This is a genomic window from Pseudomonas fluvialis (assembly GCF_014207935.1).
Taxonomy (GTDB): Bacteria; Pseudomonadota; Gammaproteobacteria; order Pseudomonadales; family Pseudomonadaceae; genus Aquipseudomonas; species Aquipseudomonas fluvialis_A.
Genome location: NZ_JACHLL010000001.1, coordinates 938,737 through 963,452, shown reverse-complemented (window position 1 = coordinate 963,452; position 24,716 = coordinate 938,737). Strand labels below are relative to the sequence as shown.

Here is a 24,716-nt window from a genome sequence, read left to right as displayed (position 1 = left end):
GCGGGCGTCAGCCCGGCCGGACGATATCGCCAGTAATCAGGTCGCGAATGATACTGGGGTTGCGCCGCCCACCCAAAGCACCACCGCACACGGCATCGAGCTGGTCATGGAAGTACTGCTCGACGCGCAGGCGCGTGCGCGCCGCAGGGCGGCCGCCGGGATTGGCCGAGGTGGAGACCAGTGGGCCATAGAGCGAGCACAGCTCGCGCACCACCGGGTGATCGGACACGCGCAGGGCAACGCTCTCGTGCTGGCCGGTAATCCACTGAGGCAGGCGGCCCTGGTGCGGCACCAGCCAGGTATGCGGACCCGGCCAGGTGCTGCTCAGGCGATCCTGCCAGCGCTGCGGCAGGTCCTCAAGCAGGAAGTCGAACTGTTCGATACCCGCCGCCACCAGGATCAACCCTTTGGCCATGGGGCGGTCTTTGAGTTCGAGCAAACGCAATACCGCGGCCTCATTCCACGGATCACAACCCAGCCCCCAGACCGCTTCAGTGGGATAGGCAATCACACCGCCAGCACGCAGCACACGCGCCAGCTGCAAGGTTTTCCAATGACTCACAGACACCTCCCGGAAAGAGGCGCCAGTGTAGCCTGCACCAGTGCCGAAACGGGAACAAACCCTAGCGGCAGGCCAGCCAGAGATTACCCTCCCGAGCGATCAGGCCGTCCAGCTCCAGCTCGGTCAACTGCGCCAGCACCTCCGGCAGCGCCTGCCGACTGCTGAGGGCCAGACTTTCGCTGCTGGCCGGCGCGGCGCGCAACAACGCCAGCAGGGGATGATCCGTCGCGGAAGCAACTTCTTCGACACTGGCCAGCGGCATCTGCCAACCCTGCAGGCTCTCCAGAATATGCGCTACCGACTCCACCAGCTGCGCCCCCTCACGGATCAGCTGGTGGCAGCCATGGGCACCGGGATGATGAATCGAGCCGGGCAAGGCCCAGACCTCGCGCCCCTGCTCGGCGGCCAGGCGGGCCGTAATCAGCGAGCCGCTGGAAGGGGACGCCTCAACCACCAGCACGCCAAGCGACAGCCCGCTGATCAGGCGATTACGCCGCGGAAAGTTGGCCGCCTGCGGCGGACAGTCCAGCGGCAGTTCGGAAACCAGCGCCCCGCCAGCGGCCACGATGTCATCCGCCAGCCCGGCATGCCGCTGCGGATACAGGCACTGCAGGCCGGTGCCGAGTACCGCAACCGTCCGGCCACCCGCCAGAGCGCCGCGATGAGCCGCACCATCGATGCCCAGTGCCAGACCGCTGGTGACCACGAAACCGCTCTGCGCCAGACAGCGGGCAAAAGCCTCTGCACTCTGCAGGCCCGGTTTGGAAGCGCGACGACTACCGACCATAGCAATCTGCGGACGCTCCAGCAGTGCCGGATCGCCCCGTACGAACAGCAGCGGCGGGGCATCCGTAAGCTCTGCCAGCAGAGCAGGGTAATCCGAGTCGTGCAGACAGAGCAGGTGATGATTCGCCTGTTCCAGCCAGGCCAGGGCGCTGGCGGCGCTGTCCCGGGTAGAGGGGCTGCGTCGCTGTTCGGCCGCCTCGGCCGGCAAGCCCAGCGAGCGCCAGGCGGAGGCGGGAGCACTGAGTGCCGCACTGGCACTGCCAAACACCTCAAGCAGACGGGACATGCGCCGCGGACCAATGGCTGGCAGGGCATGCAGACGGAGACGGGCTTCCAGCTCAGCCGGAGAGAGTGCGGCCATATCGATCATCCTTGATCGGCCACCTGCCAGAGCAGGCGTTGTTGCAGGGGTACGGAAGAAAGAAAAACCCCCGCACTTGGCGGGGGTTGGTCGATCAGGGGTTGCGCACCTTGTCCTGCAGCTCCAGCTGCCGGGTGGCCACTAGGACCAGCCCGTAGCTGAGCTTGTCATAGGTACGGAACACCATCATCAGCCCGGCGCGCTCGTCCGGCACCTTGACCATTTCACCGGTTACGCGGTCGCGCACGGTTTCACCGGTCTTGTACACCGCCAGGACATTGCCCTCGGCCAGACCGTCGCGAGCGCCCTTGTTGATGGTGACCACGTCATATTGGCCAATCTGGGTGACGCCACGCGGTACGTCGAGAATCACGCCACTAACTTCCTGAGCCGGAGCACTGGGCATGAAGGTGGAGGTGATGCCACGCTCTTCGGTGGGCAGCAGGCGGTCAGCGAGGCGGGTTTCCTGGGTGGTGCGCAGCAGGTTGAGGGTGGCAATGTCGCCCTCGGTCGCAACCACTTCGACACTACCGATATCGTCGGCGTTGATACCGAGGAATTCGTTGGTTTCCGGATCGATGTAGGTCTTGCCCTGGCGGAAGATGCCGAACACCGACTGATCCGGCGCGAAAGCACCGCGGGCGTAAATGCGGTCACCGGCACCACTCACCACACGCTCGGCATTGCCCGCAACAATATAGGGAGCGCTACTGAATTCGGCATCCGAATCGACGATGCGATTGCTCAGCAGGAAGCTGTTGATCTTCTCCAGCGGAATGGTCGGAATCGCTTCGGCCATTGGCGTGCTGCGCACTTGCGGCGACAGCTTGATGGTGCCGCGGGAGGCGCCGCGATTAAGCATCAGACGCGGCTGGCCGTCGATGTACACCAGGTTCAGCGTGTCGCCCGGGTAGATGAGATGGGGATTCTCCACCTGTGGGTTGGCGTGCCAGATTTCCGGCCACTTCCACGGCTGGCTGAGGAATTTGCCGGAAATGTCCCAGAGGGTGTCACCGCGAACCACGGTATAACGCTCCGGATGACCTTCTTTGAGCTGCACCTGAGCCTGAGCCAGGCCGCCAGCGGCGAGGAGCAGCAGGGCGAGTAGTGATTTCCTCATGCGGTGAATCCCTTTATTATGTTGGTGCGCCCGAAAGCCGCGAAGAATGCGGCTTGAAGCCCATTTTCAATGCTGTTCATCATCTTAGCAGCGGATTTTGACTTTATTCCACAAGTGCATCACAAACGCATATGGCTATCCTCACCATCCTCGAGTTTCCTGACCCGCGTCTGCGGACCATTGCCAAACCGGTCGAGGTGGTGGACGACGCCCTGCGCCAGCTGATCGACGACATGTTCGAGACCATGTATGCCGCCCCCGGCATCGGTCTGGCCGCTACTCAGGTCAACGTACACAAGCGTCTGGTGGTGATGGATCTGTCCGAGGACAAGTCCGAGCCCATGGTGTTCATCAACCCGGAATTCGAACCGCTGACCGAGCAGATGGACCAGTACCAGGAAGGCTGCCTGTCGGTGCCGGGCTTCTACGAGAACGTCGACCGTCCGCAACAGGTGCGGATCAAGGCGCTGGACCGCAATGGTGAGCCTTTCGAGCTGGTGGCCGAGGGCCTACTGGCCGTGTGCATCCAGCACGAGTGTGATCACCTCAATGGCAAGCTGTTCGTCGACTACCTGTCCAGTCTCAAGCGTGACCGGATCAAGAAGAAGCTGGAAAAACAGCACCGTCAGCAAGCTTGATCCCAGAACCCCAAAGGCTTGCTCCGGCAAGCCTTTTTCTTTTCCTGTAGCGAGTCATTCCATGCGCATCGTCTTTGCTGGTACCCCGGAGTTCGCCGCCGAACACCTCAAGGCCCTGCTCGGCACCCAGCATCAGGTCATCGCCGTCTACACCCAGCCGGATCGCCCGGCCGGCCGCGGCCACAAGCTGATGCCCAGCCCGGTCAAGCAGTTGGCCATTGAGCACGGCATTCCGGTGTATCAACCCGCCACCCTGCGGGCGCCGGAAGCGCAGGCCGAACTGGCCGCGCTGCAACCGGACCTGATGGTCGTGGTGGCGTACGGCCTGATCCTGCCCCAGGTAGTGCTGGACACCCCGCGCCTGGGCTGTATCAACAGCCATGCCTCGCTGCTGCCGCGCTGGCGCGGTGCCGCACCGATCCAACGCGCCGTGCAGGCGGGCGACGGTGAAAGCGGCGTCACCGTGATGCAGATGGAAGCAGGGCTGGATACCGGGCCGATGCTGCTCAAGGTGAGTACGCCCATTGCACCCTCCGATACCGGTGGCAGCCTGCATGACCGTCTCGCCGCCCTGGGTTCGCAGGCCGTGATCCAGGCCGTCGACGCACTGGCGGCCGGCACCCTCAAGGGCGAAGTGCAGGACGACAGACTGGCCAATTACGCGCACAAGCTGAACAAGGACGAAGCGCGCCTCGACTGGAGTCGCCCGGCCGACGAACTGGAGCGTCTGGTACGCGCCTTCAACCCCTGGCCGATCTGCCACAGCACGCTGAACGGCGAGCCGCTGAAAGTGCTGGCCGCTACCCTAGGCGAGGGCAGCGGCCAGCCCGGACAGATTCTCGCCGCCAGCAAAGATGGCCTGACCGTCGCCTGCGGTGAAGGCGCCCTGCGCCTAACTCGCCTGCAGTTGCCCGGCGGCAAGCCGCTGAACTTTTCCGACCTGTACAACAGCCGTCGCGAGCAGTTCGCTCCCGGCCTGGTGCTGTTGTAATGAGGGGGCGTCAATGAATCCCCGCCTGGCCGCCGCCCGCGCCCTGGCCGCCGTACTCAACGGCAAGGCCTCACTGGGCAGCAGCCTGCCGCCGCTGCTGGACAGGGTCGAGCCGCGTGATCGCGGCCTGGCCCAGGACCTGGCCTTTGGCACCGCCCGCTGGCAGCCACGCCTGGCGCTGCTGATGGACAAGCTGCTGCAGAAGCCATTCAAGGCCGCCGACCGCGACGTCGAGGCGCTGCTGCTGGTCGGGCTGTATCAACTGCTGCACACCCGTATCCCGCCGCATGCCGCCATCGGCGAGACGGTGGCCTGTGTCGACAAACTGAAGAAAAGCTCGCTCAAGGGCCTGCTCAATGCCGTACTGCGCAACGCCCAGCGTGACCACGAAGCCTTGCTGGCCGAACTGGATCGCGATCCGGTGCTGCACACGGCCCATCCGCGCTGGCTGCAGAAGCGCCTGAAGGCCGACTGGCCCGAAAAGTGGCAGGCCATCTGCGCGTCCAACAATCAGCATCCGCCGCTGCTGCTGCGGATCAATCGCCGCCAGGGCAGCCGCGAAGCGTATCTGGCCAAGCTACAGGCCGCCGGTATTGGCGCCGAACCCTGCGCCTTCAGCCGCGATGGCATTCGCCTGCTCGAAGCCTGCGATGTGAAGACCCTGCCCGGTTTCATGGAGGGCCATGTCAGCGTGCAGGATGAAGCCGCCCAGCTGGCCGCCGACCTGCTAGACCTGGCACCCGGCCAGCGCGTGCTGGATGCCTGCGCGGCACCCGGCGGCAAGACCTGCCACCTGCTGGAGGCAGAGCCAGGCCTCAGCCATGTCACCGCCATTGATCTGGAACAAAGCCGCCTGGCACGGGTGCGCGAGAATCTCGACCGTCTCGGCCTGGATGCCGAGCTGATTGCCGCCGACGGTCGCGCGACCAAGGTCTGGTGGGACGGCAAGCCTTTCCAGCGCATTCTGCTGGATGCACCGTGCTCGGCCACCGGCGTGATCCGCCGCCACCCGGACATCAAGCTGACCCGCCAGGAGGCCGACATCGCCGCCCTGGCCCAGCTGCAAGGCGAGCTGCTGGATGCCCTGTGGCCGACCCTGGAAGTGGGCGGCATCCTGCTGTACGCCACCTGCTCGGTGCTGCCGCAGGAGAACTCGGACAACATCGGTGCCTTTCTCGCCCGCACCCCAGGGGCGCGCGAGCTGGACATCACCGGGCCCTTTGGCCTGAAACAGGCGCATGGTCGTCAGTTGCTGCCGCAGGACGGCGGCCACGACGGCTTCTACTATGCCAAGCTGATCAAGATTGCCGCGTCACCACGCGGCTGATGGAGTGACTGCGTGAAGATCATCATTCTCGGCGCCGGCCAGGTCGGTGGAACCCTGGCCGAACACCTGGCCAGCGAAGCCAACGACATCACGGTGGTCGACACCGATACCGAGCGCCTGCGCAATCTCAGCGACCGCCTGGATATCCGTACGGTCGCCGGTCGCGGCTCATTTCCCACCGTACTGCGCCAGGCCGGCGCCGATGACGCCGACATGCTGGTGGCGGTGACCAACAGCGACGAAGTCAACATGATCGCCTGCCAGGTTGCCTACACCCTGTTCAGCACCCCGACCAAGATTGCCCGGGTGCGCGAAGCGGCCTACCTGACCCGCAGCGGTCTGTTCGACAACGAGGCCATTCCGGTCGACGTGCTGATCAGCCCGGAACAGGTGGTGACCAACTACATCAAGCGCCTGATCGAATACCCAGGCGCCCTGCAGGTACTCGACTTCGCCGAGGGCAAGGCCCAGCTGGTGGGCGTGCGCGCCTACTACGGCGGCCCGCTGGTGGGCCACGAACTACGCCAGCTGCGCCAGCACATGCCCAACGTCGATACCCGCGTGGCCGCCATCTACCGTCGCGGTCGGGCCATCATCCCCCAGGGCGATACCGTGATCGAGGCCGATGATGAAGTGTTCTTCATCGCCGCCAAGGCCCACATCCGCGCGGTAATGAGCGAGCTGCGGCGCATGGAAGACAGCTACAAGCGCATCGTCATCGCTGGCGGCGGCAACATCGGCGAGCGCCTGGCTGAGGCCATCGAAAGCCGCTATCAGGTGAAGATCATCGAGATGAACCCGGCACGCTGCCGCTACCTCTCGGAAAGCCTGGAAAGCACCATCGTCCTGCAGGGCAGCGCTTCCGACCGCGACCTGCTGGTGGAAGAGAACATCAACGAGGCAGACATCTTCCTCTCGCTGACCAACGATGATGAAGCCAACATCATGTCGTCCCTGCTGGCCAAGCGTCTGGGCGCGCGCAAGGTGATGACGCTGATCAACAACCCGGCCTACGTCGACCTGGTGCAGGGCGGCGAGATCGACATTGCCATCAGCCCGCAGCTGGCCACCATCGGCACCCTGCTGACCCATGTGCGCCGCGGCGATATCGTCAGCGTGCACTCGCTGCGCCGTGGTGCTGCCGAGGCCATCGAGGCCATTGCCCACGGCGATGCCAAGTCGAGCAAGGTGGTCGGTCGCAGCGTGGAAAACATTGCCCTGCCGCCCGGTACTACCATCGGCGCGATCATCCGCGACGAAGAAGTGCTGATCGCCCACGACGACACCCGGATCGAGTCGGGCGACCATGTGATCCTGTTCCTGGTCGACAAGAAGTACATTCGCGATGTCGAGCGCCTGTTCCAGGTCGGCCTGGCGTTCTTCTGACGAGCACGATCATTCGGGAGCAAGCATGCGCGAAGGACTGGAAAAGATGCTGGCGCGCGGCGTGGACAACTCGCTGCTGCGCTTCGGCCTGGGCAAGGCCTGCCTCGATGAGGGCGATGCCGAGCAGGCCATGCAGCATCTGCAGAAGTGCCTGAGTTTCGATCCGGCCTATTCGGCGGCGTGGAAACTGCTCGGCCAGGCCTGCCTCAAGCAGGGCCTGGAGGCCGAAGCGCGCCTGGCCTGGGAGAACGGTCTGGAAATCGCCCGCCAGCGTGGCGACAAGCAGACCGAAAAGGAAATGCTGGTGTTCCTGCGCCGACTGGACAAGAGCGCCGGCGCGTCCTAATCACTCGCCGAGAAAGCGCAGGCCAACGCCGAGCGTTTCGACCCGAATCACTTCCATGCGCAGGATGGGCGCCTCCATCGGCAGCCCCTGCACCTGACCCTGGACCTGTTCACCCACTTTTAGCAGTGAGTGCGCCTGATCCAGCAGGATATAGACCCCGCAATCGGAGATATCCCGAGTGGTCACCATCATCTCGCCATGCAGTGGGTGCTCCAGCTTGAGCTTGACCTTCAAAGGGGTCCGCGGATTGCCACGTTGGTTTGTCATGCGCCTCCGGCTCTGGCCTGGAACTACGGGTTAATTCATTAAAGCAGGTTTCGTTAGTACCACTTCTTCTCGCCATCGGGGCGTTTCTTGAAGCGCTTCATGCTCCACATGTACTGGCTGGGCGCCTGCCGCACCTGCTTCTCGATGCCCTGATTGAGCGCCGTCACGGCCAGCTCGACGTCATTGCCATACAGCGCTTCGGGCGCAGCCTCGATGATCACGCGGTAACCGCTGCCATCATCCAGGCGCAGCGCATGGATAAATACCGCTACCGCCTTGTGCCCGTGCACCAATGACGGCACGAACTTGCTGGTCAGCGTCGGCACGCCGAAGAACGGCACGAACACGCCACTGGTGCGGCTGGGTTCCGGGTCGGCGGCGATACCAGCAATGCCGCCACTGCGCACGCGCTTGACCAGGCTGACGATGCCTTCGCGCGTCGAGGGCGCCAGCTCGTTGCCCAGTTGCGTGCGCTGACGTACCAGCAGTTCATCCACGGCCTTGAGCTTGGGCGGACGATAGAGAATGCTCGGCTGGCACAGAGAACAGACGTACTGCAGGAGCATTTCCCAGTTACCCAGGTGGCTGCTGATCAGCACCACACCCTTGCCCGACTGCAGCGCCTGCTGCAGCACGTCCATGCCCTCGACTTGGCGAATCAGGCCCAGCGATTTCTGCGCCGGCCAGATCCAGGCACAGGCGCTTTCGGTCAGGGTCTTGCCGATGTCCTTGAGCGTTTGCCCGACCAGCGCCTCGCGCGCATCGGCAGCCATATCCGGGAAGCATTTGCCCAGATTGACCCGCACCACCTGGCGCGAACTATTCGGCAGCTTCCACATCAACCAGCCAATTGCACTGCCCACGGCCTGTACGGCGCGCCAGGGCAGCAGGGCAAACAGACGGAGGAAGCCAACCACCAGGCGGCCTTTCAGATCATCCACAGCGGACTCCAGGCAAAACGGCAAAGGCGGCCATTGTAACCGTCTGCCAGTCGCTGTCAGCGCCTGGCCTGCAGTTCGGCATAACGATCACAATCGGTGGTGTGATCCATGACCATGCCAGCGGCCTGCATGTAGGCATAGCAGATGGTCGGGCCGACGAAGCTGAAGCCAAGCTTCTTCAGCGCCTTGCTCATGGCCTCGGCCTCTGGCGTGACGGCCGGAACCTCGGCGCGTCCGGCGAAATGGTTGATCTTCGGCACGCCACCGACAAACGACCAGAGCAGCATCACCGGGTCCTCCAGCTTCAGCCAGGCTCGCGCGTTCTGCCGCGCGGCCTGCAGCTTGAGGCGATTGCGAATGATGCCGGGGTCCTGCAGGCGATCCTCGATCTCGCCATCGCTCATCCGCGCCAGGCGCTCGACATCGAAGCCCCACAACACCTGCCGATAGCGATCGCGCTTCTTCAGCACGGTGATCCACGACAGCCCGGCCTGGAAGCCTTCCAGCAACAGCAGTTCGAAAAGACGCTGCGGATCGCGCAGCGGCACTCCCCATTCCTCATCGTGATAGGCGATGTACAGCGGGTCGTTGGTGCACCAGAAGCAGCGTGGCATAAGGCGTTCCATGCGGATTGCGCAGAATTGATCGGGTATACTGCGGCGTTTTACGACATCGTCTCGATACCGGTGAAATTCGTGAGCCAGACTACGCCTGACGTCAGCACCTTCCAAGGATTGATCCTCGCCCTGCAAAGCTACTGGGCCGAGCAGGGCTGCGTGATCCTGCAGCCCTACGACATGGAAATGGGGGCCGGCACCTTCCATACCGCCACCTTCCTGCGCGCCATCGGTCCTGAGACCTGGAACGCCGCCTACGTACAGCCGTCCCGCCGCCCGGCCGACGGCCGCTACGGCGAGAACCCCAACCGCCTGCAGCACTACTACCAGTTTCAGGTAGTGCTCAAGCCGAACCCGGAGAACATCCAGGACCTGTACCTGGAGTCGCTGCGCCGCATCGGCGTCGACACCCTGGTGCACGACATCCGCTTCGTCGAGGACAACTGGGAATCGCCAACCCTCGGCGCCTGGGGTCTGGGCTGGGAAGTCTGGCTCAACGGCATGGAAGTCACCCAGTTCACCTACTTCCAGCAGGTCGGCGGCGTCGAGTGCTACCCGGTCACCGGCGAGATCACCTACGGTCTGGAACGCCTAGCCATGTACCTGCAGGGTGTCGACTCGGTATATGACCTGGTCTACTCCGACGGCCCGTTCGGCAAGGTCACCTACGGCGACGTGTTCCACCAGAACGAAGTGGAGCAGTCCACCTTCAACTTCGAACACGCCAACGTCGACAAGCTGTTCGACCTGTTCGACTTCTATGAATCCGAAGCCAACCGCCTGATGGAACTGCAGCTGCCGCTGCCGGCCTATGAAATGGTGATCAAGGCCTCGCACAGCTTCAACCTGCTGGATGCTCGCCGTGCCATCTCGGTGACCGCGCGTCAGCAGTACATCCTGCGCGTGCGCACGCTGGCACGGAACATCGCCCAGAGCTACCTGCTGGCCCGCGCCAAACTCGGCTTCCCGATGGCCACCCCCGAACTGCGTGACGAAGTACTGGCGAAGCTGGAGATTGCAGAATGAGTGCACATGATTTCCTGGTCGAACTGGGCACCGAAGAGCTGCCACCCAAGGCCCTGAAAAGCCTCGGCGAAGCCTTCCTGGCCGGCGTCGAGAAGGGCCTCAAGGCCGCCGGCCTGAGCTATCAGAGCGCCCGCTACTACGCCGCCCCGCGCCGCCTGGCCGTGCTGGTCGAAGCGCTGGCCAGCCAGCAGCCGGACCGCACCGTCAACCTCGACGGCCCGCCCGTGCAGGCGGCCTTCGACAAGGACGGTAACCCGACCCAGGCCGCACTGGGCTTCGCCAAGAAGTGTGGCGTCGAACTGAGCCAGATCGATCAGAGCGGGCCCAAGCTGAAGTTCAGCCAGTCCATCGCAGGGCAGAACACCGCTAGCCTGCTGCCGGGTATCGTCGAGGCCTCCCTGGCCGACCTGCCAATCCCGAAGCGCATGCGTTGGGCTGCGCGCAAGGAAGAGTTCGTCCGTCCGACCCAGTGGCTGGTGATGCTGTTCGGTCACCATGTGGTCGACTGCGAAATCCTCGCGCAGAAGGCAGGGCGCCTGTCCCGTGGCCATCGCTTCCACGCCAACTACGAGGTGGTGATCGAGAGCCCGGCCAGCTACTCCCACGACCTGCGCGGCGCCTTCGTGGTTGCCGACTTCGCCAAGCGCCGCGAGCAGATCGCCCAACGCGTCGAGGAACTGGCCAAGGCCGAGAACGGCACTGCCATCGTGCCGCCGGCGCTGCTGGATGAAGTGGCTGCCCTGGTCGAATGGCCTGTGCCGCTGGTCTGTTCGTTCGAGGAGCGTTTCCTCAAGGTGCCGCAGGAAGCCCTGATCACTACCATGCAGGACAACCAGAAGTACTTCTGCCTGCTGGACGGCAACGGCAAGCTGCTACCGCGCTTCATCACCGTGGCCAACATCGAGTCGAAGGACCCGGCGCAGATCGTTGCCGGCAACGAGAAAGTCGTGCGCCCGCGCCTGACCGACGCCGAGTTCTTCTTCAAGCAGGACAAACGCCAGCCGCTTGAAAAGCGCAACGAGCGCCTGGCCAACGTGGTGTTCCAGGCTCAGCTGGGCAGCGTGTTCAACAAGGCCGAGCGGGTTTCCGCCCTGGCCGGCTTTATCGCCGAGCGCATTGGCGGCGACGCCACTCGTGCCGCCCGCGCCGGCATCCTGTCCAAGTGCGACCTGGCCAGCGAGATGGTCGGCGAGTTCCCGGAAATGCAGGGCATCGCCGGCTACTACTACGCCAAGCACGACGGCGAAGCCGAGGACGTGGCCCAGGCCCTGAACGAGCAATACATGCCGCGCGGGGCAGGGGCAGAATTGCCGAGCACCCTCACCGGTGCTGCCGTGGCCGTGGCCGACAAGCTCGATACCCTGGTCGGTATCTTCGGTATCGGCATGCTGCCGACTGGCTCCAAGGACCCCTACGCCCTGCGCCGCGCCGCGCTCGGCGTGCTGCGTATCCTCATTGAGAAGCAGCTGGATCTGGACCTGGTGGAAGCCGTGACCTTCGCCATCGGCCAATACGGTGACAAGGTCAAAGCCGAAGGCCTGGCCCAGCAGGTGCTGGACTTCATCTTCGACCGCCTGCGCGCTCGTTATGAAGATGAAGGCATCGACGTGGCCGTCTACCAAGCGGTGCGCGCCCTGAGCCCGGCGGCGCCGCTGGACTTCGACCAGCGCGTACAGGCCGTGCAGGCCTTCCGCCAGTTGCCGGAAGCTGCTGCTCTGGCTGCCGCCAACAAGCGCGTGTCGAACATCCTGGCCAAGGCCGAAGGCCAGCTGCCTGCTGCGGTGGACGCCAAGCTGCTGGAAGCCGGCGCCGAACAGGCCCTGGCTCAGGCCGTGGCTGCCGCCGCCCAGGCCGTGACGCCGATGGCCGCCGCCCGTTGCTACCGTGAAGCGCTGACCCAGCTGGCCAGCCTGCGCGAGCCAGTGGATGCCTTCTTCGAAGCGGTTCTGGTCAATGCAGATGACGCTGCCGTGCGGGCCAATCGCCTGGCCTTGCTCAACCAGCTGCGCGGCCTGTTCCTCGGCGTCGCCGATATCTCCCTGCTTGGCTGACGGGTGACCGGGCGGAGCCATACCGCCCGGTCGCTTCGGTAACTGCATGAAACTGCTGATCCTCGATCGCGACGGCGTCATCAACGAAGACTCCGACGCCTATATCAAATCTCTCGACGAGTGGATTCCGATCCCCGGTTCGGTCGCGGCTATCGCCCGCCTGAGCCAGGCAGGCTGGACCGTGGCTGTGGCAACCAACCAGTCGGGGCTGGCTCGCGGTTATTACGACGAAGCTACCCTCGAGTCCATGCACACCCGTCTGCGCCAACTGGTGGCGGAGCAGGGCGGCGAGGTTGGCCTGATCGTCCATTGCCCGCACGGGCCGGATGACGGCTGTAGCTGCCGCAAACCACTGCCTGGCATGCTCGAACAGATAGCCGCCTACTATGGCGTCGATCTGAGCGGCCAGTGGTTTGTCGGTGACAGCCGTGGTGACCTTGATGCGGCCCTGGCCGTCCATTGTCAGCCGGTTCTGGTAAAAACCGGCAAAGGCCTGCGCACCCTGGCCAAAGGCCTGCCGGAGCGCACATTGGTATTCGATGATCTGGCGGCGGTTGCCGCTCACTTGCTCGACTAAGGACGCACCATGACAGCATTGCAGGCGATACGGACCTTCCTCTTCTACCTGCTGCTGTCGTCCAGCTCTCTGATCTGGTGCACGCTGTGCTTCTTCATCGCGCCGTTCCTGCCGTTCCGCGCGCGCTATCGCCTGATCAACCAGGCCTGGTGCCACTGCGCCGTGTGGCTGAGCAAGGTCATCGTCGGTATTCGCTACGAAGTCAGCGGCCTGGAAAACATCCCACCGCAACCCTGTGTGATCCTGGCCAAACACCAGAGCACCTGGGAAACCTTCTACCTTTCTGCCCTGTTTGAACCGCTGTCGCAGGTGGTCAAGCGCGAACTGCTCTACGTCCCTTTCTTCGGCTGGGCCATGGCCATGCTCAAGCCGATCGCCATTGATCGCAGTAATCCCAAAGCGGCCCTCAAACAGGTCGCTCAGCGCGGCCATGAATGCCTGCAGCAGGGGGCCTGGGTGCTGATTTTTCCCGAGGGCACCCGCGTGCCGGTGGGGCAGATGGGCAAGTTCTCCCGCAGTGGTGCAGCACTGGCCGTGAACGCCAGCCTGCCGGTATTGCCGATTGCCCACAATGCCGGTCGCTTCTGGCCCAAACAGGGCTGGGGGAAAACACCGGGAACCGTGCAGGTGGTCATAGGCCCACTGATGCACGCCAGTGGTACAGGTCCACGCGCCATTGCCGAACTCAACGACCGCGCCCAGCAATGGGTAGCAGAGCAGCAGCAACGCATCGACGGCTATCAGCCGCTGAGCACACCCGAGCGGGAAGAGGTTGCCGACAGCGTTTGATCGGTTCTGTGGATAAGCTGTGCAGGAAAAAACAGCAAAGTGCTATCACCTTAAGCAAGACACTGACTTTAAAAGCTTTTTATTCAAACGTCTGAAACAGTTGAAAAGTGCATAAGTCTTTTCTGGAATAAAAAAACCGGCCCTTCAAGGCCGGTTTTTTATTTACAGCGATAACCCATCAGACATCGAGGTTGGACACCGCCAGGGCGTTGCTCTCGATGAAGTCACGGCGGGGTTCTACGGCATCGCCCATCAGGGTGTTGAAGATCTGGTCCGCTGCAATCGCGTCTTCGATGGTCACCTTGAGCATACGGCGCACGTTCGGATCCATGGTGGTTTCCCACAGCTGTTCCGGGTTCATCTCACCGAGACCCTTATAGCGCTGAATGTTGTGGCGCTTGGTGCTTTCCGTCATCAGCCAGTTGAGCGCTTCCTTGAAGGTCGTGACCGGCTTCTTGCGCTCACCGCGCTGCACATAGGCACCGTCCTCGAGGAGGTTGTTCAGCTGCTCGCCCAGAGTGGTAACGGTCTTGTAATCGTTACTAGCAAAGAAGTCGCGATTGAAGGTGACGTAGTTGGACAGGCCGTGGGCGATCAGCTCCACCTCTGGCAACCACAGGTGACGCTCGCGGTCTTCACGCAGGCTCACGTTGTAGTTCAGACCGGAACGCTCGACGTTCTTCAGGCGGGCGCTGAAGCCATCCAGCCACCCCTGCATGGCGGCTTGGTCACCCAACTGCTCGACGCTGACGCGCGGCAGATAGACCATGTGCTCGGTCAGATCCTGCGGGTACAGGCGTGAAAGGCGCTTGAGGGTGCGCATCACCGCACGGTAATCGTTGACCAAGCGCTCCAGCGCAGCACCGGACAGGCCCGGGGCGCTTTCGTTGACGTGCAGGCTGGCGTCTTCCAGGGCCGACTGGGTCATGTATTCATCCATGGCCTCGTCGTCCTTGATGTACTGCTCCTGCTTGCCCTTCTTGACCTTATACAGCGGAGGCTGGGCGATGTAGATGTAGCCACGCTCGATCAGTTCCGGCAGCTGACGGAAGAAGAAGGTCAGCAGCAGGGTACGGATGTGCGAACCGTCGACGTCGGCGTCGGTCATGATGATGATGTTGTGGTAACGCAGTTTCTCGATGTTGTACTCCTCGCGCCCGATACCACAGCCGAGGGCGGTGATCAGCGTGCCGACTTCCTGGGAGGAGAGCATCTTGTCGAAACGGGCTTTTTCCACGTTGAGGATCTTGCCCTTGAGCGGCAGGATCGCCTGGGTCTTGCGGTTACGCCCCTGCTTGGCAGAGCCGCCCGCGGAGTCCCCTTCCACGATGTACAGTTCGGACAGCGCCGGGTCTTTTTCCTGGCAGTCAGCCAGTTTGCCAGGCAGGCCGGCAATATCCAGAGCGCCCTTGCGACGGGTCATCTCGCGGGCCTTGCGCGCGGCTTCACGAGCACGGGCGGCATCGATCATCTTGCCGACCACGGCCTTGGCTTCGTTGGGGTTTTCCAGCAGGAAGTCGGCGAAATACTTGCCCATTTCCTGTTCGACCGCGGTTTTCACTTCGCTGGAAACCAGCTTGTCCTTGGTCTGCGAGCTGAACTTCGGATCCGGCACCTTGACCGAGATGATGGCGGTCAGACCTTCACGGGCGTCATCACCGGTCGTGGCAATCTTGAACTTCTTCGCCAGACCTTCGGCCTCGATGTAGTTGTTCAGGTGACGGGTGAGGGCAGAGCGGAAGCCCGCCAGGTGGGTGCCACCATCGCGCTGCGGAATGTTGTTGGTGAAGCAGAGGATGTTCTCGTTGAAGCTGTCGTTCCACTGCAGCGCCACCTCGACACCCACGCCATCTTCCTCGCGCTGGATATTGAAGTGGAACACCTGGTTGACGATGGTCTTGTTGGTGTTGAGATATTCAACGAATGCCTTCAGACCACCCTCGTACTTGAACAGCTCTTCCTTGCCGCTGCGCTCATCCTTGAGGACGATGCCAACGCCGGAGTTGAGGAAGGACAGTTCGCGCAGACGCTTGGCCAGGATGTCCCAGCTGAAGTGAATATTCTTGAAGGTCTCGTCCGACGGTTTGAAGTGAATCTGCGTGCCGGTACCCTCGCTATCGCCAACCGGGCCGAGCGGAGCTTGCGGTACACCATGGACGTAGGTCTGTTCCCAGATCTTGCCGCTGCGACGAATAGTCAGGATCAGCTCTTTGGAGAGCGCGTTGACCACCGAGACGCCCACGCCGTGGAGGCCACCGGAGACCTTGTAGCTGTTGTCGTCGAACTTACCGCCAGCGTGCAGGACGGTCATGATGACCTCTGCTGCCGAGACACCTTCTTCCTTGTGCATGTCCACCGGGATACCGCGACCGTTATCGCGGACAGTGATGGACTCGTCGGTATGAATGGTGATGCTGATTTCGGAGCAGTGCCCGGCCAGCGCTTCGTCGATGGAGTTATCCACCACTTCGAACACCATGTGGTGCAGGCCGGTGCCATCGTCGGTATCACCGATGTACATGCCCGGGCGTTTGCGTACGGCATCCAGACCTTTGAGCACCTTGATGCTTGTCGAGTCGTACGTGTTGTTTTCGCTCATGCCTACACTCCCACTGGTGTAATTCGACCTTGTTCCACGTGGAACATGGCGACCGGCGTATCCGTGCGCCAGCCATCCTGTAATAGTTCTTGGTCAACGCAGGTGATGAATACCTGACATTGCAAATCTTCCAGCAAGCGACACAACGCTTGGCGGTGCTGATCGTCGAGTTCCGAAGGAAGATCGTCGACCAGATAAACACAACGGCCCTTCTTGGCCTGATTGAGCAGATGCCCCTGGGCAATGCGCAGCGCACAGACCACCAGCTTTTGCTGACCACGCGAGAGAATATCTGCCGCGCTATGACTACCAAGACGCAGACGCAAGTCGGCACGTTGAGGCCCGGCCTGGGTATGGCCCAAGTGCTGGTCCCGTTGCAGGCTGGCAGACAGAACATCCTGCAGATCCCGCTCCTTATCCCAGCCCCGGTAGTAACTCAGGGTCAGTTCCGGCAGCTCGATCAACTGAGCCAGCGTTGCCTCAAACTCCGGTTTGAGTGCCTGGATATAACTGCGCCGATAACCATCTAGCTCGTCGCTGGCAGCACAGAGTTCACGGTCCCAGGCTGCCTGCGCAACGGCGTCCAGTTTACCATGCCGCAGCCACGAGTTCCGCTGGCGCAGGGCTTTCTGCAGGCGCTGCCAGGCCTGAAGAAAACGTGGTTCCACGTGGAACACACCCCAGTCGAGAAACTGCCGACGCACCTTTGGCGAGCCTTCCAGCAAACGGAAGCTGTCGGGGTTGATCAACTGGATCGGCAGGATCTCGGCCAGTTGCGCCGCACTGCGCGCATTCTGCCCGTCGATACGAATCTGAAACTCCCCCTCACGCTCACGCGCAACGCCCAGATTGCTCAGACGACCATCTTCCTGGTACACCTGACCGAACACGGTACAGCCAACCTGCTCGTGCTGGATAACCGGTTGCAAGCGGGTGCTGCGAAAGGAGCGGGCCAGCCCGAGCAAATGCACAGCCTCAAGCAGACTGGTCTTGCCACTGCCATTGGCGCCAAAGAGGATGTTGATGCGGGGGGAGGGGGAGATCGTCACCGGGTGCAGATTGCGCACCGCGGTGACGGAAACACGGGTGAGGGACATTCAGTGAGGATCAGAGACGCATCGGCATGACGACATACGCGGAGTCGTCGTTGCCGGCTTCCTGTACCAGCGCACTGCTGTTGGAGTCGGACAGGGTCAGACGCACCTGATCGGTGGTCATCACGCCGAGTACATCGAGCAGGTAACTAACGTTGAAGCCGATTTCCAGATTGCCGCCGCTGTAGTCGACGGCCACCTCTTCTTCAGCCTCTTCCTGCTCCGGGTTGTTGGCCTGAATTTTCAGCAGCCCGGCAGCGAGAGTAAGGCGGATGCCGCGGTACTTCTCGTTGGAGAGAATGGCCGTACGGCTGAACGCTTCACGCAGCGACTGACGCTCACCAATCACCAGCTTGTCACCGCCGCGCGGCAGTACACGCTCGTAATCCGGGAACTTGCCATCAACCAGCTTGGACGTGAAGGTGAACTCGCCCGTGGTCGCACGGATATGGTGCTGGCCGAGGACGATGCCAACTTCGGCTTCCTGTTCGGTGAGCAGGCGGGCCAGCTCGAGAATACCCTTGCGTGGCACGATGACCTGGTGACGGCCTTCATGTTCGATCTCGGCCTGCATCGAGCACATGGCCAGGCGGTGACCGTCGGTGGCGACCGCACGCAGTACACCGGTACTGACTTCAAGCAACATGCCGTTGAGGTAGTAACGAACATCCTGCTGAGCCATGGCAAAGCTGGTGCGTTCGATCAGGCGACGTACCTTGGCCTGCGGCAGGTTCAGGGTAAACGAACCCGGGCCTTCTTCGACGGTGGGGAAATCATTGGCCGGCAGCGTCGACAGGGTGAATCGGCTGCGACCGGCCTTCACCAGCAGCTTCTGCTCGTCGATGCGGATATCAATCAGCGCATCACTCGGCAAGCTCTTGCAGATGTCCATCAGCTTGCGCGCCGGCACGGTGATCTCGCCAGCTTCGGCAGGCTCTTCCAGAGTGACCCGACCCACCAGCTCGACTTCCAGGTCAGTACCGGTCAGTGACAGCTGCTGGCCTTCGACCACCAGCAGCACATTGGACAGCACCGGCAGGGTCTGCCGGCGTTCCACGACGCCCGCGACCAGTTGCAGGGGTTTCAACAGGGCCTCGCGTTGAATGGTGAAGTGCATGGTCTAGTCCCTTGCCTCAAGGCGTAAGTGTTGGAATCAGGTAGTCAGGGTTCGCAACAGATTCTTGTAGTCTTCACAGATGTCCGCGTCAGATTCCCTCAGCTCGGCAATCTTACGACAGGCATGCAGCACTGTGGTGTGGTCGCGTCCACCAAAGGCATCGCCAATTTCCGGCAGGCTATGGTTGGTCAGTTCCTTGGACAAAGCCATGGCGACCTGACGCGGACGTGCCACCGAGCGCGAACGACGCTTGGACAGCAGATCGGAAATCTTGATCTTGTAGTACTCGGCCGTGGTGCGCTGGATATTGTCGATACTGACCAATTTATCCTGCAGCGCCAACAGGTCCTTGAGCGACTCGCGAATCAGTTCGATGGTGATCGGCCGTCCCATGAAATGCGAGTGAGCGATTACCCGCTTGAGAGCACCTTCCAGCTCACGCACGTTGGAACGAATGCGCTGGGCGATGAAGAAAGCTGCATCGTGGGGCAGATCGACCTTGGCCTGGTCGGCCTTCTTCATCAGGATCGCCACGCGGGTTTCAAGCTCGGGCGGTTCGACCGCCACCGTCAGCCCCCAACCGAAACGCGATTTCAGCCGCTCTTCAAGGCCTTCGATTTCCTTCGGGTAGCGGTCGCTGGTGAGAATCACCTGCTGGCCGCCTTCGAGCAGGGCGTTAAAGGTATGGAAGAACTCTTCCTGAGACCGCTCTTTCTTGGCGAAGAATTGAATGTCGTCGATCAGCAGCGCATCGACCGAACGGTAGAAGCGCTTGAACTCGTTGATCGCGTTGAGCTGCAGGGCCTTGACCATGTCAGCCACAAAACGCTCGGAATGCAGGTAGACCACCTTGGCATTCGGGTTCTTCTTCAGCAGGTGGTTACCCACGGCATGCATCAGGTGGGTCTTGCCCAGGCCGACGCCCCCATAAAGGAACAGCGGGTTGTAACCGTGCTTGGGATTGTCCGCCACCTGCCAGGCCGCGGCACGGGCCAACTGGTTGGATTTACCCTCGACAAAATTCTCGAAGGTAAAGGTACGATTAAGGTAGCTGGTGTGCTTGAGCGCACCTTCAACCTGAACTTCACGCTCACTGCGCACCGGCTGCTTGGGCGCAGCCTGCAGCGGATCCTCGCCACGCGCGGCAGCTTCATCGGCACCCGGCGTCTCGCCACGCACCACGGTCACAGTGGGCTGCACATTGGTAGAGGCTGGCGTAACCGGCGTTTCATTATTAGGAAGCGCTACTGCTGCCACCTTGGGAGCCGCCGCACGTTTGCTGCCGATCAGCAACGACAAGGCCGGCACACTGCCGTTACCGCGCTCGCCCAGTAGCTCCAGCAGACGCCCCAGGTACTTCTCGTTGACCCAGTCGAGCACGAAGCGGTTAGGTGCAAACACGCGCAACTCATCCGGCGCGGCTTCTACCTGCAAAGGACGGATCCAGGTGTTGAATTGCTGGGCCGGCAGTTCGTCGCGCAAAAGCTCGATGCACTGCTGCCAAAGTTCCACAGACACGGACCATCCCCCAGGACAAGGCAAAAAACAGCCGCCATTGTAGCCCTGCGCAGGGGTAGTTATCCACACCCGAATGGGCGGCAACGCCAAGTAAAATCAAGGCTTTATTCAGGAAATCAATAAGTAATGAAGGCTGTGGATAAGGCCGCCTGAGCTCCCCCTGAAAAGCTGTGCAAAAAAAGCCGCCAAAACCGCCTGTAGATAAAACGGCCTTTCATCCCCAGCTTTCCAGCAGGCTCGGCACAGCCCATGCTCAGCTTTAACACCCTTTTATCCTGCTCTGAAAACCAGTAATCATGGGCTCTTGGGTGACTTACCCACAGAAACTGCGATCACCATTAAGCTCTATAACATCAAGCTCTTTTTCAAAGAGAAAAACCTTTTATCTATTAATCAAAGCCAAAGCGGATGAGAAATTGACCTTGCCGGCACATTTCTCTAGAATCGCGTGCTCTTTGAACCGGGGGCCCACTGGCCACCAGTGAACTTTCAGGTAAATCAACATGAAACGCACTTTCCAACCCAGCACTCTGAAGCGCGCTCGCGTTCACGGTTTCCGCGCACGCATGGCCACCAAGAACGGTCGTGCCGTCCTGTCGCGTCGTCGCGCCAAGGGCCGCAAGCGCCTGACCGTCTGATAGTCCGGAACGGGTGGTGAATCGGGGCTTCGGCCGGGAAAAGCGCCTGCTGACTCCTCGGCAATTCAAGGCAGTCTTCGATTCACCCACCGGCAAGGTTCCCGGTAAGAACCTGCTGATCCTCGCTCGCGACAACGGTCTCGATCATCCCCGTCTGGGTCTGGTGATCGGCAAGAAGAGCGTCAAGCTCTCCGTTGAACGCAATCGCATCAAGCGCCAGATTCGTGAATCACTTCGTCTGAACCAGGACCAGTTGTCCGGTTTTGATATTGTCGTGGTTGCTCGCAAGGGCCTGGCTGACGCGGAAAACGCCGAACTCAGCCAACACTTCAGCAAACTCTGGAAGCGCTTGTCGCGAAGCCGCAGCAAACCGGAAAACCCTGCCGTTGCCCGTCAGGCTGGATCTGACCATGCGTAAACTGGCGATTGCCCCGATCCAGTTCTATCGCTATGCCATCAGCCCGTTGATGGCCAGTCACTGTCGTTTCTATCCCAGTTGTTCCTGCTACGCCCAAGAAGCCATCGAGACTCATGGTTTCCTGCGTGGCAGCTGGCTCGCCGTGCGTCGCCTCGGCCGCTGCCACCCCTGGAATCCGGGCGGTTATGATCCGGTTCCAGCCGCACCCACTTCCCGATCCTCTTCGATGGCCGAGTAATCATGGATATCCAACGCTCGATCCTGATCGTCGCCCTGGCAGTCGTGTCCTACCTGATGGTTCTCCAGTGGAACAAGGACTACGGCCAGCCGGTCATGCCGACTGCACAAACCACCACCAGTGCTCCGGCCAGCAATTTGCCGGACACCACCGCAGCAGGTCAGGCTTCGGCCGATGTGCCGCCGGCCAGCAACGAAGGCAGTGTGGTTCCTCAGGCCGCGGTCAGCACCAATACTGCCCTGATCAATGTGAAGACCGACGTACTCAACCTGGCCATCGATCCGCTCGGCGGTGATGTCGTGCAGCTGAGCCTGCCGAAGTTTCCGCGCAGCCTGCAGTACAAGGACGTGCCGTTCCAGCTGTTCGACAACGGTAACGAGCGTACCTACCTGGCGCAGAGCGGCCTGACCGGCGCCAATGGCCCGGATGCGCGCTCTACCGGCCGCCCGCTATACAGCAGCGAAGCCAGCAGTTACAGCCTCAATGAAGGTAAGGACCAACTGGTGGTCGATCTACGCTTCAGCGAAGCCGGGGTCAACTACATCAAGCGCTTCACCTTCAAGCGCGGGCAGTACGATTTCGCCGTTCGCTACCTGATCGACAACCAGAGCGCCCAACCCTGGACAGGCAGCCTGTTTGCCCAGATCAAGCGCGACAACAGCGCCGACCCGTCCTCGACTACCGCTACCGGCACCGCCACCTACCTGGGCGCCGCACTGTGGACAGCCGACGAGCCTTACAAGAAGGTTTCGCTGGATAACATGGACGACAAAGCGATCAAGGAAAGCGTGCAGGGCGGCTGGGTTGCCTGGCTGCAACACTACTTCGTCACTGCCTGGATTGCCGACAAGGATCAGACCAATCAGGTCATGACCCGCAAGGATGCCCAGGGCAACTACATCATCGGCTATACCGCTCCGGCCCTGAACATTCCGGCGGGTGGCAAGGCCGAAGTCGGTGCGACCCTGTATGCAGGTCCGAAGGATCAGGACAACCTGGGCAAGCTCTCTCCCGGTCTGGAGCTGACCGTCGACTACGGCTTCCTCTGGTTTATCGCCCAACCGATCTTCTGGCTGCTGGAACATATCCACAGCATCTTCGGTAACTGGGGCTGGTCGATCATTGCCCTGACCATCATCATCAAACTGGCCTTCTTCCCGCTCTCCGCCGCCAGCTACAAGTCCATGGCGCGCATGCGTGCAGTAGCGCCGAAGATGCAGGCTCTGAAAGAGCAGTACGGCGACGACCGTCAGAAAATGTCGCAAGGCATGATGGAGCTGTACAAGAAGGAGAAGATCAATCCGCTGGGTGGCTGCCTGCCGATTCTGGTGCAGATGCCGGTGTTCCTGGCCCTCTACTGGGTGCTGCTGGAAAGCGTGGAAATGCGCCAGGCCCCTTGGCTGGGCTGGATCGTCGACCTGTCGATCAAGGACCCGTTCTTCATCCTGCCGTTGATCATGGGTGCCACCATGTTCATTCAGCAGCAGCTCAACCCGACGCCGCCGGACCCGATGCAGGCCAAGGTGCTCAAGCTGATGCCGGTGATCTTCACCTTCTTCTTCCTGTGGTTCCCGGCTGGTCTGGTGCTGTACTGGGTGGTCAACAACATCCTGTCCATTGCCCAGCAGTGGTACATTACCCGGCAGATCGAACAGGCCGCGAAAACCGCCTGATTCACCAACTGCTGAAAAGACGCCCCCTCGTGGGGCGTCTTGCTATCCGCCATTCGCATTCAGGGAGCGCGCCATGAATCCCAACCAGGACACCATCGCCGCTGTCGCCACCGCTACAGGTCGTGGCGGTGTCGGCATTATCCGCGTCTCTGGCCCACGGGCCCGTGCCATGGCGATCACTCTCGGCGGGCGCGAACCCAAGCCCCGCTACGCCCATTACGGCCCGCTGTTCGCCGACAGTGGCGACGTGCTGGATGAAGGCTTGCTGCTGTTCTTCCCCGGCCCGCACTCTTTTACCGGTGAAGATGTCCTGGAGCTGCAGGGCCATGGCGGGCCTGTGGTACTCGATATGCTGCTGCGCCGCTGCCTGCAACTAGGCGCGCGCATGGCGCGTCCCGGTGAATTCAGCGAACGAGCCTTCCTCAACGACAAGCTCGACCTGGCTCAGGCCGAGGCCATTGCCGACCTGATCGAAGCCAGCTCGGAACAGGCCGCGCGCAATGCACTGCGCTCACTGCAAGGCGAGTTCTCCCGGCGCGTCCACGCCCTGACCGAAAAGCTCATCGGCTTGCGTATCTACGTCGAGGCGGCGATCGACTTTCCTGAAGAGGAAATCGATTTCCTCGCCGACGGCCATGTGCTGTCGCAGCTGGATGCCGTACGCCAGGAACTCGCCGGTGTGCTGCGTGAAGCCGGGCAGGGCGCGTTGCTGCGCGATGGCATGACCGTGGTCATCGCCGGCCGCCCGAATGCCGGTAAATCCAGCCTGCTCAATGCCCTGGCCGGACGAGAAGCCGCCATCGTCACCGATATCGCCGGCACCACCCGTGATGTCCTGCGCGAACATATCCACATCGATGGTATGCCGTTACACGTGGTGGATACAGCAGGACTGCGCGATACCAATGATCAGGTTGAACGAATCGGTGTCGAGCGGGCGCTCAAGGCCATTGGCGAGGCCGATCGTATTCTGCTGGTGGTGGATTCCACAGCCCCCGAGGCCGATGATCCCTTTGCCTTGTGGCCGGAGTTTCTCGAGCAGCGCCCCGATCCGCACAAGGTCACCCTGATCCGCAACAAGGCGGATCTCTCGGGCGAGACCGTCGATCTGGAAACCTGCACCGATGGCCATGTCACGCTGACCCTCAGCGCACGCGGACTGGAGGGGCTGGATCTGCTACGTGAGCACCTCAAGGCTTGTATGGGCTACGAGCAAACCAGCGAGGGCAGCTTCAGCGCCCGCCGTCGGCACTTGCAGGCCCTGCAGCAGGCTTCGGCGAGCATCGAACATGGCCGTGAGCAACTCACGGTCCTGGGCGCTGGCGAACTGCTGGCCGAAGACCTGCGCATGGCTCAGCAGGCATTGGGCGAGATCACGGGCGCCTTTACCCCCGACGACCTGCTCGGGCGGATCTTCTCCAGCTTCTGCATCGGCAAATAACGCCGACTGCATTCACTTCATCTGACTCAGCTGACGCTCTGCATTCTCGTGCAAGGCGTGTTTTCGCCTCTCTAATGACGGGCAAGCCCTGTGGATAAGGGACCATAAGATGGCTGGATAAGCCCGGTATGAAAAAGTGGATAAGGGTTGCTGTGCATAAGTAGCTATTCCATCCACAGGTTCAGGACGCTTTTC

The 24,716-nt window shown here is 61.8% G+C and carries 24 protein-coding genes; 14 read left to right on the top strand and 10 right to left on the bottom strand.

The genetic code is table 11. From position 1 onward, the window contains the following. Positions 1–7 precede the first annotated feature (7 nt). The 3 genes from HNP49_RS04440 to HNP49_RS04430 form a co-directional block, all read right to left on the bottom strand. Positions 8–562 (bottom strand): L-threonylcarbamoyladenylate synthase, encoded by a 555-nt coding sequence (locus tag HNP49_RS04440; RefSeq protein WP_184680928.1) that lies wholly within the window; start codon positions 560–562, stop codon positions 8–10. 61 nt (positions 563–623) lie between these two features. Continuing rightward, positions 624–1,709, bottom strand: coding sequence for a DNA-processing protein DprA (gene dprA, locus HNP49_RS04435; RefSeq protein ID WP_184680926.1), 1,086 nt, complete (start codon positions 1,707–1,709; stop codon positions 624–626). A 94-nt stretch (positions 1,710–1,803) separates the two neighbouring features. Then, positions 1,804–2,829: a LysM peptidoglycan-binding domain-containing protein gene (locus HNP49_RS04430; RefSeq protein WP_184680924.1), complete on the bottom strand. Its 1,026-nt coding sequence runs from the start codon at positions 2,827–2,829 to the stop codon at positions 1,804–1,806. Between the two features lie 131 nt (positions 2,830–2,960). Between HNP49_RS04430 and def the strand changes: the two genes are divergently transcribed. The 5 genes from def to HNP49_RS04405 all read left to right on the top strand — a co-directional run bounded on the left by def (position 2,961) and on the right by HNP49_RS04405 (position 7,517). Next, entirely contained in the window at positions 2,961–3,467 is a 507-nt protein-coding gene (gene def, locus HNP49_RS04425) for a peptide deformylase (protein WP_184680922.1), read from the top strand. A 61-nt stretch (positions 3,468–3,528) separates the two neighbouring features. Further along, positions 3,529–4,458, top strand: coding sequence for a methionyl-tRNA formyltransferase (fmt, locus tag HNP49_RS04420; protein ID WP_184680920.1), 930 nt, complete (start codon positions 3,529–3,531; stop codon positions 4,456–4,458). Between the two features lie 13 nt (positions 4,459–4,471). Beyond that, a complete protein-coding gene (gene rsmB, locus HNP49_RS04415; RefSeq protein WP_184680918.1) occupies positions 4,472–5,785 on the top strand; it encodes a 16S rRNA (cytosine(967)-C(5))-methyltransferase RsmB in 1,314 nt (437 codons plus the stop codon). A gap of 12 nt (positions 5,786–5,797) precedes the next feature. Then, entirely contained in the window at positions 5,798–7,171 is a 1,374-nt protein-coding gene (gene trkA, locus HNP49_RS04410) for a Trk system potassium transporter TrkA (protein ID WP_184680916.1), read from the top strand. Positions 7,172–7,196: 25 nt separating this feature from the next. After that, a complete protein-coding gene (locus HNP49_RS04405; protein ID WP_184680914.1) occupies positions 7,197–7,517 on the top strand; it encodes a tetratricopeptide repeat protein in 321 nt (106 codons plus the stop codon). Here the strand turns inward: HNP49_RS04405 and HNP49_RS04400 are convergent, their stop codons facing one another. Genes HNP49_RS04400 through HNP49_RS04390 form a run of 3 tightly spaced genes read right to left on the bottom strand, consistent with a single transcriptional unit; the run spans position 7,518 to position 9,339 of the window. Continuing rightward, complete coding sequence (locus tag HNP49_RS04400; RefSeq protein WP_184680912.1) at positions 7,518–7,784, bottom strand: PilZ domain-containing protein; 267 nt, start codon at positions 7,782–7,784, stop codon at positions 7,518–7,520. A gap of 53 nt (positions 7,785–7,837) precedes the next feature. Then, positions 7,838–8,725 (bottom strand): lysophospholipid acyltransferase, encoded by an 888-nt coding sequence (locus HNP49_RS04395; protein WP_184680910.1) that lies wholly within the window; start codon positions 8,723–8,725, stop codon positions 7,838–7,840. 56 nt (positions 8,726–8,781) lie between these two features. Next, positions 8,782–9,339, bottom strand: a complete 558-nt coding sequence (locus HNP49_RS04390; RefSeq protein ID WP_184680909.1) for a DNA-3-methyladenine glycosylase I — start codon at positions 9,337–9,339, stop codon at positions 8,782–8,784. 81 nt (positions 9,340–9,420) lie between these two features. On the opposite strand from HNP49_RS04390, the gene glyQ reads away from it, so the two are divergent. From glyQ to HNP49_RS04370, 4 genes are read left to right on the top strand one after another with little or no spacing between them, the layout of a single operon-like run. Continuing rightward, positions 9,421–10,368 carry a glycine--tRNA ligase subunit alpha gene (gene glyQ / locus HNP49_RS04385; protein ID WP_095941014.1) on the top strand — a complete coding sequence of 316 codons (948 nt, stop codon included), beginning with the start codon at positions 9,421–9,423 and terminating at the stop codon, positions 10,366–10,368. After that, positions 10,365–12,419, top strand: a complete 2,055-nt coding sequence (gene glyS, locus HNP49_RS04380; protein WP_184680907.1) for a glycine--tRNA ligase subunit beta — start codon at positions 10,365–10,367, stop codon at positions 12,417–12,419. Before glyQ ends, glyS begins: the two co-directional genes overlap by 4 nt. A gap of 46 nt (positions 12,420–12,465) precedes the next feature. Continuing rightward, entirely contained in the window at positions 12,466–12,996 is a 531-nt protein-coding gene (gmhB, locus tag HNP49_RS04375; RefSeq protein ID WP_184680905.1) for a D-glycero-beta-D-manno-heptose 1,7-bisphosphate 7-phosphatase, read from the top strand. A gap of 9 nt (positions 12,997–13,005) precedes the next feature. Further along, positions 13,006–13,785, top strand: coding sequence for a 1-acyl-sn-glycerol-3-phosphate acyltransferase (locus HNP49_RS04370; protein ID WP_184680903.1), 780 nt, complete (start codon positions 13,006–13,008; stop codon positions 13,783–13,785). Between the two features lie 178 nt (positions 13,786–13,963). Here HNP49_RS04370 and gyrB read toward each other — a convergent pair whose 3' ends face one another. From gyrB to dnaA, 4 genes are read right to left on the bottom strand one after another with little or no spacing between them, the layout of a single operon-like run. Further along, positions 13,964–16,384: a DNA topoisomerase (ATP-hydrolyzing) subunit B gene (gyrB, locus tag HNP49_RS04365; RefSeq protein ID WP_184680901.1), complete on the bottom strand. Its 2,421-nt coding sequence runs from the start codon at positions 16,382–16,384 to the stop codon at positions 13,964–13,966. A 2-nt stretch (positions 16,385–16,386) separates the two neighbouring features. After that, a complete protein-coding gene (gene recF, locus HNP49_RS04360) occupies positions 16,387–17,481 on the bottom strand; it encodes a DNA replication/repair protein RecF (RefSeq protein ID WP_184680899.1) in 1,095 nt (364 codons plus the stop codon). A 10-nt stretch (positions 17,482–17,491) separates the two neighbouring features. Next, a complete protein-coding gene (gene dnaN / locus HNP49_RS04355) occupies positions 17,492–18,595 on the bottom strand; it encodes a DNA polymerase III subunit beta (protein ID WP_184680897.1) in 1,104 nt (367 codons plus the stop codon). 36 nt (positions 18,596–18,631) lie between these two features. Continuing rightward, positions 18,632–20,113, bottom strand: a complete 1,482-nt coding sequence (gene dnaA, locus HNP49_RS04350) for a chromosomal replication initiator protein DnaA (RefSeq protein WP_184680895.1) — start codon at positions 20,111–20,113, stop codon at positions 18,632–18,634. 503 nt (positions 20,114–20,616) lie between these two features. Here dnaA and rpmH point away from each other — a divergent pair. From rpmH to mnmE, 5 genes are all read left to right on the top strand, one after another. Next, complete coding sequence (gene rpmH, locus HNP49_RS04345; protein WP_021702523.1) at positions 20,617–20,751, top strand: 50S ribosomal protein L34; 135 nt, start codon at positions 20,617–20,619, stop codon at positions 20,749–20,751. A 13-nt stretch (positions 20,752–20,764) separates the two neighbouring features. Further along, complete coding sequence (gene rnpA, locus HNP49_RS04340; protein ID WP_184680893.1) at positions 20,765–21,169, top strand: ribonuclease P protein component; 405 nt, start codon at positions 20,765–20,767, stop codon at positions 21,167–21,169. Next, complete coding sequence (gene yidD, locus HNP49_RS04335; RefSeq protein ID WP_184680892.1) at positions 21,162–21,407, top strand: membrane protein insertion efficiency factor YidD; 246 nt, start codon at positions 21,162–21,164, stop codon at positions 21,405–21,407. Before rnpA ends, yidD begins: the two co-directional genes overlap by 8 nt. A 2-nt stretch (positions 21,408–21,409) precedes the next feature. Then, the gene (gene yidC / locus HNP49_RS04330) at positions 21,410–23,080 is read left to right on the top strand and encodes a membrane protein insertase YidC (protein ID WP_184680890.1); all 1,671 of its coding nucleotides are present in this window, start codon (positions 21,410–21,412) and stop codon (positions 23,078–23,080) included. 73 nt (positions 23,081–23,153) lie between these two features. After that, positions 23,154–24,521, top strand: coding sequence for a tRNA uridine-5-carboxymethylaminomethyl(34) synthesis GTPase MnmE (gene mnmE / locus HNP49_RS04325; protein WP_184680888.1), 1,368 nt, complete (start codon positions 23,154–23,156; stop codon positions 24,519–24,521). The last annotated feature ends 195 nt before the right edge of the window (positions 24,522–24,716 follow it).